Consider the following 2,049-nt stretch of genomic DNA (forward strand, 5'->3'; position numbering starts at 1 on the left):
CGACCAGGCCCGGCGTGCCGGCCACCACGCGGTGGGCCGCCGCCTGCCCGCTGCAGTCGCTGCAAATCACCGAGCCCGGTGCCGCGCCGCGCACCGTGTGCATGGACGCCACGCAGCTGCAGCAGACCGGCAGCGTGCGGAGCTACCTGGTGCGCGCCGGTGACAGCCAGGGCTGGCAGCTGCGGGTGGACACGGTGGAGCGCGCGCTGCACCAGGTGCTGCTGCAGGCATGCGACGGCCGCCAGCTGGGCTGCCAGGCCGACGACTGCGGCACTCAGGTGCAGCTGCGCAGCCGGCCGACCGGCGGTGCCGGCACGCTGGAGCTGCAAGGCCTGCGGCTGGCCGGCCCCGGCGGCCCGGTGGTGCTGCACGGGAAGCTGCGGCTGCCGGCCGACGACCAGCTGCCCGGCCTGGGCTGCAGCGGCCCGGCGCTGACCCTCGGCAGTGCCGACGGCACGCTGCGCCGCTTCTGCGGCCAGGGCGGCGCGGGCGTGGAAATCGCCGACGACGGCACCTGGCACTACCGCTTCCACGACCACGAAGGCCGCACGCTGCGCGTGAGCGTGGACACCGCCCAGCGTGTGGTGGCGGTGCAGTGGCCCGGCGCCGCCTGCCGAGGCAGCGCCTGCAGCGGCGTCTCCGTCAGCACCCCCACCAGCAGCCCCGCCACCCCACCCGACCCGCTGGCCGAGCGCAGCTTCTTCTTCGGCCGCACCGTGCTGGCCGGCGCCGACGGCCAGCCCATGCTGGTGCTGGACGGCAGCCTGCACATGCCGGCGCAGTGAAGCCCGCCGTGCAGCCCCTATCGAACAGACCTGGACCCACCGCGCCATGACCCCTGCCCGCTCCGTCGCCCCCTGCGCTTGTGTCCCATCGCCCCCACCGATCTGGCGCCACCGGTTGGCCGCCGGCGCCTGCGCGCTGCTGCTGGCCGCGCTGCAGGCCTGCGGCGGCGGCAGCGAAGGCGATGCCGAGGCGCCCCCGCCCACGGCGGCACTGCCCAGCCTGCAGGGCCGGGTGAGCAACGGCGCCACGCCCACCGCGGTGGGCAGCCTGCAGATCACGGTCAAGGGCCGGGTGGGCACCGCGCGCACCGCCGAAGGCCGGCTGGCCCCAGTGGACGGCAGCGACTACCTGGCCAGCCTGGACCAGCTCAGCGGCCCTTACCTGCTGAGCGACAGCGCGGCCTCTTCCGAGCCGGGCGGCTTGTACTCGGTGGCCCTGGCCGCGGGCACCGCCAACCTCACGCCGCTCACCACGCTGGTGGTGGCGCAACTGCTGGCCACCGAGCCGCAGCCCTACTTCGCGGCGCTGGGCAGCCGCGGCGGCTTCGAGACGGCCGATGCGGCCAGCGTGGCCACCGCCCAGCAGCGGGTGCGGCGCTGGCTGCAACGTGAATACGGCTTCGCGCTGCCGGCCACGCTGGGCGACTTCATCACCACGCCCTTCAACCGCACGGCGGGCGATCCGATGTTCGACACCTTGCAGGCGCTGGTGGCCCGCATTGGCACGCAGGGCAGCGTGGCGGCCGCCGTCAGCGCGCTGGCGCAGGAGGCCGCGCGCTGCCGCGGCGAGCGTGTGCTGGTGCGCAGCGGCAGCGTGGAAGACGAGTTCTGCCCGCTGACCAAGGTGAACGCGGCCGATGCCGACGATGCCGGCGTGCGGGCGCTGGGTTTCACCAACCGCCATGGCGACGTGCTGACGCTGCGGCTGCGCGGCGCGGTGGTGGTGGACCTGCAGCTGGCCACGGCCGAAGGCAGCGTGGCCCGTTGCAGCGGCAGCGCCTGCAACGGCGTCACCGTGGGCACGCCGGCCGGCGACCGCACGCAGGACATCGGCCTGGCCGGCACCGTGCTCAGCGCCGGCAGCGGCACACTCACCCTCAGCGGCAGCCTGCGCACCGCCATCCCGGGCATCGAGCTGCCGGCGCTGGCCTGCACCACCAACCGCTTCTACCTGATCGACGAAGCCGCGCTCACCGCCGCCGGCTGGTGCACCTCGCCTGACGAGTTCGGCCTTGGCGCCTCGGGCTTCAGCCAGGCCAGCGGC

1 protein-coding gene and 1 pseudogene are annotated in these 2,049 nt (G+C 75.1%); both read left to right on the forward strand.

Annotated elements, in window-relative coordinates; all coding sequences use genetic code 11:
- On the forward strand, positions 1–785 hold a 785-nt coding region (locus tag ABNT58_RS13565; protein WP_348754000.1), incomplete at its 5' end, for a hypothetical protein.
- 115 nt (positions 786–900) lie between these two features.
- Positions 901–2,049: pseudogene (locus ABNT58_RS13570) on the forward strand (hypothetical protein); the annotation flags it as partial.

Origin of the sequence: uncultured Aquincola sp., assembly GCF_964001545.1 — a bacterium.
Classification (GTDB): domain Bacteria; phylum Pseudomonadota; class Gammaproteobacteria; order Burkholderiales; family Burkholderiaceae_C; genus Aquincola.